General features: G+C 64.6%; 8 protein-coding genes. All 8 read right to left on the bottom strand.

The window, feature by feature from the left end:
• Window positions 1–586, bottom strand: a 586-nt coding sequence (gene rplC / locus J7E68_RS02035; RefSeq protein WP_215169395.1) for a 50S ribosomal protein L3, incomplete at its 3' end; no start/stop codon positions are given.
• An 8-nt stretch (window positions 587–594) separates the two neighbouring features.
• Window positions 595–903 carry a 30S ribosomal protein S10 gene (gene rpsJ, locus J7E68_RS02030; protein WP_017201594.1) on the bottom strand — a complete coding sequence of 103 codons (309 nt, stop codon included), beginning with the start codon at window positions 901–903 and terminating at the stop codon, window positions 595–597.
• A gap of 870 nt (window positions 904–1,773) precedes the next feature.
• On the bottom strand, window positions 1,774–1,998 hold the full coding sequence (locus tag J7E68_RS02025) for a hypothetical protein (protein WP_215169393.1): 225 nt from the start codon (window positions 1,996–1,998) through the stop codon (window positions 1,774–1,776).
• 177 nt (window positions 1,999–2,175) lie between these two features.
• A complete protein-coding gene (tuf, locus tag J7E68_RS02020) occupies window positions 2,176–3,366 on the bottom strand; it encodes an elongation factor Tu (protein WP_045253854.1) in 1,191 nt (396 codons plus the stop codon).
• Window positions 3,367–3,513: 147 nt separating this feature from the next.
• Window positions 3,514–5,631: an elongation factor G gene (fusA, locus tag J7E68_RS02015; protein ID WP_311416046.1), complete on the bottom strand. Its 2,118-nt coding sequence runs from the start codon at window positions 5,629–5,631 to the stop codon at window positions 3,514–3,516.
• A gap of 85 nt (window positions 5,632–5,716) precedes the next feature.
• Entirely contained in the window at window positions 5,717–6,187 is a 471-nt protein-coding gene (gene rpsG / locus J7E68_RS02010) for a 30S ribosomal protein S7 (RefSeq protein ID WP_215169391.1), read from the bottom strand.
• Between the two features lie 5 nt (window positions 6,188–6,192).
• Window positions 6,193–6,561 (bottom strand): 30S ribosomal protein S12, encoded by a 369-nt coding sequence (rpsL, locus tag J7E68_RS02005; RefSeq protein ID WP_056312883.1) that lies wholly within the window; start codon window positions 6,559–6,561, stop codon window positions 6,193–6,195.
• A 227-nt stretch (window positions 6,562–6,788) separates the two neighbouring features.
• The coding region (locus J7E68_RS02000; protein WP_215169389.1) for an SCO7613 C-terminal domain-containing membrane protein at window positions 6,789–7,405 on the bottom strand (617 nt) is incomplete at its 5' end.

Below are 7,405 nucleotides of genomic sequence, written 5' to 3'. Positions count from 1 at the left end.
GCAGACCCTTCTCGAGGTCGACGGCGTGCACCGTGAGGTTGAGGACGGTCACGCGCTCGCCACCCATACGGCCGGCCATGCGCATGCCCTTGAAGACGCGGCTCGGGGTCGACGATGCGCCGATGGAGCCGGGCTTGCGGTGGTTGCGGTGCGAACCGTGCGAAGCCGAGACGCCCTTGAAGTTGTGACGCTTCATGACACCGGCGAAGCCCTTGCCCTTGCTCGTGCCGACGACGTCGACGAGCTGGCCCGCTTCGAAGGTGCCGTCGACCGTGAGCTCCTGGCCCAGCGAGTAGTCGCCGGCATCCGCGGTGCGGATCTCGGTGACGTGACGACGCGGCGTGACGCCTGCAGCCTCGAAGTGAGCGGTCAGCGGCTTGTTCACCTTGCGCGGGTCGATCTGACCGTAGGCGATCTGAACGGCGTTGTAGCCGTCGACCTCGGGGGTACGGATCTGCGTGACCACGTTCGAGGCGAGCTCGATGACGGTGACGGGAACGAGCTTGCCGCTCTCGTTCCAGACCTGGGTCATACCGAGCTTCGTGCCCAGCATGCCCTTGGAAATCTTGGAGTTGATGTCAACCATGTCCGACCTCAGAGCTTGATCTCGATGTTGACATCGGCCGGAAGGTCGAGACGCATCAGCGAGTCGACAGCCTTGGGCGTCGGGTCGACGATGTCGATCAGACGCTTGTGGGTGCGCATCTCGAAGTGCTCGCGGCTGTCCTTGTACTTGTGGGGCGACCGGATGACGCACACGACGTTCTTCTCGGTCGGAAGGGGCACGGGGCCGACGACAGTTGCGCCCGCGCGGGTCACGGTGTCGACGATCTTGCGTGCGGACGTGTCGATGACCTCGTGGTCATACGACTTCAGGCGAATGCGGATCTTCTGTCCCGCCATTGTCTGCTCTCTCTCTTTAGGCGTCTTACCGTCCTGAACCGGGTGGCTCAGGGGCATTGGACGCACGTCGGCGCTGTTCGCGCCTCGGCACTCGAACGGCTCTTGCGAGTCGATCTGCTGCACCACTGTTCTGCTGTCATCCCACACGCCTCGCGACGAGCGGGTCCGACCTCCACCGCGCACGGCGAAGCCCTCATGATGAAGATGTCGGGATCGTTCTGCCACCCGCGGCCTAGGTCCCTGCGCTCTGCGCCGCCTATGCACTGTCGTGATGGTGATCCAGCCCACGCTGAGCGTGCCGGAATGTCGAACCTGTCTATTCTGCCACGGCCGATTTCACTTGCGCAAACCCGGGCGTGTCGCGGCGGCTGTGCATCACCTGAACAGGGCCGCAAGCCGGCCGCCGCAGCTCTTCCGCCGACTGCCGAACCTGCAGCGTTCGATGCTCAGAGAGACGGTGAGAGCGGGGCGAGGCATCCCCATGCCTCGCCCCGCTTGGGGAGGGCGTTCAGTGCGAGGGGGCACACCGAACGCGAGGAATCCGGCGTGAAGGGACGCCGGGATCCTCGACCGAGGGCGCGGCGAAGCAACCGCCGCGCGGGCGGGAAGACGTCAGAGCGCACAGAGTGCGCGCGTCGCACGATGATCCCCAAAATCGTAATTCCCCAGTTTGACGCGGTTGACCGCGTGAATTCGGGAAGTCGAACCCCTTCGAAATCCCTGATCGCAAGTTCCCCAGGCGATCGGGTTCCATACTACGCGAACACTGCCGTGAAACGCGATACCGCGGAGCGGAATACTTGGTGCCGGACGAAGAAGAGCGGCGGTCCCCCCTCGGGGGACCGCCGCTCCGGCTCTCAGAGCCGTCTGCTACTCGTTGCCGACGGCCTTGTCGGCGGTGTCGCGGATCTCGTCGATCTTGTCTGCGGCGCCCGGAGCGATCTTCTTGGCGAAGTCGGCGACCCCGTCGAGGACCTTGTCGCTGATGTCCTCGGCCTGCTCGCTCTTCACGGCCTCGGCGATCTTGTCCTTGTTCTGCTCGTACAGATCTTTGCCCTTGTTGACGGCGTTGCCGACGTTGTCCTCGATACCCATGCGGGGCCCCCTTGAATGCGATGAGATGCGCCGGGTGTCCAGCGCACGTTCACATTCTGCACGCAACGGCCCACGGGCGAAAGAGCACGGGACTTGTGTCGACTCGGACACCCCGCGACGGGCACGACAAAGGGGCCGGACCCGAAGGTCCGACCCCTTGTGCCAGGAAGCAGATGCTTACTTGATGATCTTCGTGACCGTACCGGCGCCGACGGTGCGTCCACCCTCACGGATGGCGAAGCCGAGGCCCTCTTCCATGGCGATCGGCTGGATCAGCTCGACCGTCACGTCAGTGGTGTCGCCGGGCATGACCATCTCGGTGCCCTCGGGCAGCGTGATGACGCCGGTGACGTCGGTGGTGCGGAAGTAGAACTGCGGGCGGTAGTTCGTGTAGAAGGGGTTGTGACGCCCACCCTCATCCTTGGAAAGGATGTACGCGGTGCCCGCGAAGTCGGTGTGCGGCGTGACCGAACCCGGCTTGACGATGACCTGACCGCGCTCGACGTCCTCACGCTTCGTACCACGGAGCAGGAGACCGCAGTTCTCGCCGGCCCATGCCTCGTCGAGCTGCTTGTGGAACATCTCGATACCCGTGACCGTGGTCTTGACGGTCGGACGGAGTCCGACGATCTCGACCTCGGAGTTGATGGCCAGCGTGCCACGCTCGGCGCGGCCGGTGACGACGGTTCCACGACCGGTGATCGTGAAGACGTCCTCGACGGGCATCAGGAACGGCTTGTCCTTGTCGCGCACGGGGTCGGGAACGTTGTTGTCGACGGCCTCCATGAGGTCGAGGATGGACTGGGTCCACTTCTCGTCACCCTCGAGTGCCTTCAGGGCGGAGACGCGGACGACAGGAGCGTCCTCGGCGAAGCCCTGCGATGCGAGCAGCTCAGAGACCTCGAGCTCGACGAGCTCCAGGATCTCCTCGTCGTCGACCATGTCGGCCTTGTTCAGCGCGACGAGCAGGTACGGCACGCCGACCTGCTTGGCGAGCAGAACGTGCTCACGGGTCTGAGCCATCGGGCCGTCGGTGGCGGCGACCACGAGGATCGCGCCGTCCATCTGAGCAGCACCGGTGATCATGTTCTTGACGTAGTCGGCGTGGCCGGGGGCGTCAACGTGCGCGTAGTGGCGCTTCGGGGTCTCGTACTCGATGTGCGAGATGTTGATGGTGATTCCACGCTGGCGCTCTTCCGGCGCCGAGTCGATGGAAGCGAAGTCGCGCTGCACGTTGGTGTCAGACGGGAACTTGTCAGCAAGCACCTTCGAGATCGCTGCGGAGAGCGTGGTCTTGCCGTGGTCAACGTGACCGATGGTTCCGATGTTGACGTGCGGCTTGGTCCGCTCGAACTTGGCCTTAGCCACTGGGTCCTCCTCAGGACGTCATGTAGAGGGTGCCGGGCACTGGTTTGCGACCGGTTCTCTACGGGTGTGAATCTCAGTTTAGTAGAGAGGGAATGTGAAGTTGTAGGGGACCTGGGAGCCGAGCCGGAACTCGACTCCCAGGAAGTGTTACTCGCCGCCCTGGTGCTTCTGGACGATCTCGTCCGCCACAGCGCGGGGAACCTCAGCGTAGCTGTTGAACTCCATCGAGTAGACGGCGCGACCCGAGGTCTTCGAGCGCAGGTCGCCGATGTATCCGAACATCTCGGACAGCGGGACGTGTGCACGGACGACCTTGACGCCTGCGGCGTCCTCCATCGACTGGATCTGGCCACGACGCGAGTTCAGGTCGCCGATGACGTCGCCCATGTACTCCTCAGGAGTACGCACCTCGACGGCCATCAGCGGCTCGAGGAGCGCCGGGCTCGCCCGACGGAGGGCTTCCTTCATACCCATCGACCCTGCGATCTTGAACGCCATCTCCGAGGAGTCGACATCGTGAGCCGCACCGTCGACGATCGTCGCCTTGACGCCGACGATCGGGTAGCCGGCGAGCACGCCGACGTTCATCGCGTCCTGGAAGCCGGCATCGATCGAGCCGATGTACTCGCGCGGGATGCGACCACCGGTGACCGAGTTGACGAACTCGTACGTCTTGTCGTCGTCGAGGCCGAGGGGCTCGATGTTGAACTGGATCTTCGCGAACTGACCCGATCCACCGGTCTGCTTCTTGTGCGTGTAGTCGTACTTCTCGACGTTCTTGCGGATCGTCTCGCGGTACGCCACCTGGGGCTTTCCGACGTTGGCCTCGACGTTGAACTCGCGCTTCATGCGATCGACGAGGATGTCGAGGTGCAGCTCGCCCATGCCCTTGATGGTCGTCTGACCGGTCTCGGGGTTGAGTTCCGTGCGGAAGGTCGGGTCCTCCTCAGCGAGCTTCTGGATGGCGACACCCAGCTTCTCCTGGTCGGCCTTGGTCTTCGGCTCGATCGCGACCTCGATGACGGGCTCGGGGAACGTCATCGACTCGAGGACGACCGGCGAGGCCGGGTCGGTGAGGGTGTCACCGGTGGTGGTGTCCTTCAGACCGATGACGGCGTAGATGTTTCCCGCGGTGACCGAGGGGACCGGGATCTCCTTGTTGGCGTGCATCTGGAAGATCTTCCCGATGCGCTCCTTCTTGCCCTTGGTCGAGTTGATGACCGCGGCACCGGAGTCCAGCTGACCCGAGTAGACGCGCACGTAGGTCAGGCGACCGAAGAACGGGTGCACCGCGACCTTGAACGCGAGGGCCGCGAACGGGTCCTTCGCGTCGGGGTGACGCTCGATGATCGTGTCGTAGTCCTTGGGGTCGTGCGCCTCGATCGAGCCCACGTCGAGCGGGTTCGGGAGGTAGTCGACGACTGCATCGAGCATCGGCTGCACGCCGCGGTTCTTGAACGCGGAACCGCAGAGGACCGGGTAGATCTCGGAAGCCACGGTGAGCTTGCGGATCGCGCCCTTGATCTCGGCGACGGTCAGCTCTTCGCCACCGAAGAACTTCTCGAGCAGAGCGTCGTCGGTCTCGGCGACGGTCTCGAGGAGCTGCTGACGGTACTCGTCGGCCTTGTCCTTGAGGTCGGCCGGGATCTCCTGGATCTCGTAGGAGGCGCCCATGGTGACGTCACCCTTGGAGTCACCCGCCCAGACGAGCGCACGCATCTCGACGAGGTCGATGACGCCGATGAAGTCGTTCTCCGCACCGATGGGCAGCTGGATGACCAGCGGCTTGGCGCCGAGACGGTTGATGATGGTGTCGACGGTGAAGTAGAAGTCCGCGCCGAGCTTGTCCATCTTGTTGACGAAGCAGATGCGGGGGACGTTGTACTTGTCGGCCTGACGCCACACGGTCTCGGACTGGGGCTCGACGCCCTCCTTGCCGTCGAAGACGGCGACGGCACCGTCGAGGACGCGGAGCGAACGCTCCACCTCGACCGTGAAGTCCACGTGACCGGGGGTGTCGATGATGTTGATCTGGTTCTTGTTCCAGTAGCAGGTCACGGCGGCAGACGTGATCGTGATGCCGCGCTCCTTCTCCTGCTCCATCCAGTCGGTGGTCGAGGCACCGTCGTGGGTCTCGCCGAGCTTGTGGTTGACGCCCGTGTAGAACAGGATGCGCTCGGTCGTGGTGGTCTTGCCAGCATCGATGTGAGCCATGATGCCGATGTTCCGAACCTTGCTCAGGTCGGTGAGCACGTCTTGTGCCACAGGAGTGTCCTTATCTTTTGTGCAGTCGTACTGCGAAGAGGGGGGTGCCCGCCCCCGATGTGTGACCGAGGGCGGGCGAAGCTGTTTACCAGCGGTAGTGAGCGAACGCGCGGTTCGACTCGGCCATCTTGTGCGTGTCCTCGCGGCGCTTGACCGCTGCACCGAGACCGTTCGACGCGTCGAGGATCTCGTTCTGGAGACGCTCGGTCATCGTCTTCTCACGACGACCCTTGGCGTAGCTGACGAGCCAGCGCAGCGCGAGGGTGTTCGCGCGGTGCGGCTTGACTTCGATCGGAACCTGGTAGGTCGAGCCACCGACACGGCGGCTCTTGACCTCGAGGGTGGGGCGCACGTTGTCGAGCGCCTTCTTCAGAGTGGCGACGGCATCCTGACCGTTCTTCGCCTCGACGCCCTTGAGGGCGTTGTAGACGATCGACTCGGCCAGCGACTTCTTGCCGTCGACCAGGATCTTGTTGACCAGCTGGCTGACGATCGGAGCGCCGTATACCGGGTCGTTGACGACGGGACGCTTGGGGGCGGGACCCTTACGAGGCATTGGACTCAGCCCTTCTTCGCGCCGTAGCGGCTGCGAGCCTGCTTACGGTTCTTGACGGCCTGGGTGTCCAGGGCGCCGCGGACGATCTTGTAGCGAACACCGGGGAGGTCCTTGACACGACCGCCGCGGACGAGCACCAGCGAGTGCTCCTGCAGGTTGTGGCCCTCGCCGGGGATGTAGGCGGTGACCTCGGAGCCGTTGCGGAGCTTCACACGAGCGACCTTGCGCATCGCCGAGTTCGGCTTCTTCGGGGTGGTGGTGTAGACGCGGGTGCAGACCCCGGCCTGCTGCGGGTTCGACTTCAGGGCAGGCGTCTTGGTCTTGGTGACCTTCGGCGAGCGACCCTTGCGAACCAACTGCTGAATGGTTGGCACGTTCTCTCCTCATAGTGCTGCACGGTGCCGGCGTGATGGGTTTCACCTCATGACCCACCGGCACGCCGGAATCGACGAGCTTTTGTGGTGGTGGGTATGCCGTGGGGGCGGACCGGCATGGTGCCGACGCCCAGCGCACACGTCGAGACGTGCACACACCTGATCAAGTGTAATGCCGCGTAACGTGACGGTCAAATGAGCACGGGTCCTCCACTGCCGCCGCGCGCTCATCGGAGGTCCCGCACGCGTGCGGCCACACCGCTCCCCTCCCCCGTGCGCCGCTCGGCCGTGACCGCGATGATCAGCAGCACAGCGCCCATCACCGCGAGCGTGATCCACCACGGCATCGACTCGATGCCGCGCCCGATCTGCACCGAGAAGACGAACACGTTCTCGACGGGCAGCACTATGAGTCCGAGCAGGAAGGGTGCGGCGAGCCGCTGCCGGGAGCCGACGAGGATCGCGGCCAGAGCCAGCACCATCACGAGGATCGCTCGCCAGGTGAGGGGATCGGTGAACGTCGAGACGATCGACGCGATCATGATCGTGACGATCCCCGGTGCCAGCAGCGCCCACGACCCCGTCCACCGCCCGGGCCAGCTGTCGAGGGTCGGCCGCCGGTCGGCATCCGCCGACGTCGATCCGCGCAGGGCGAGCGCACCGGCGAGCAGGAGGAACGCGCCCAGCGGCAGGGAGAACCACTCCACTCTCAGGTCGCGCGGACTCCAGGCCACGATCGCGGTCACGAAGGCGATCGCGAACAGGAACCACACCGGCGGCGCCGTGGTCGAATGCCTGGTCACTCGGCGCGCGGTGAGGGCGGTGGCCACCAGATAGCCGAGCA

The organism is Microbacterium sp. ISL-103 (genome assembly GCF_018613995.1).
GTDB lineage: Bacteria > Actinomycetota > Actinomycetes > Actinomycetales > Microbacteriaceae > Microbacterium.
This window is presented reverse-complemented; position numbering and strand designations above follow the sequence as displayed.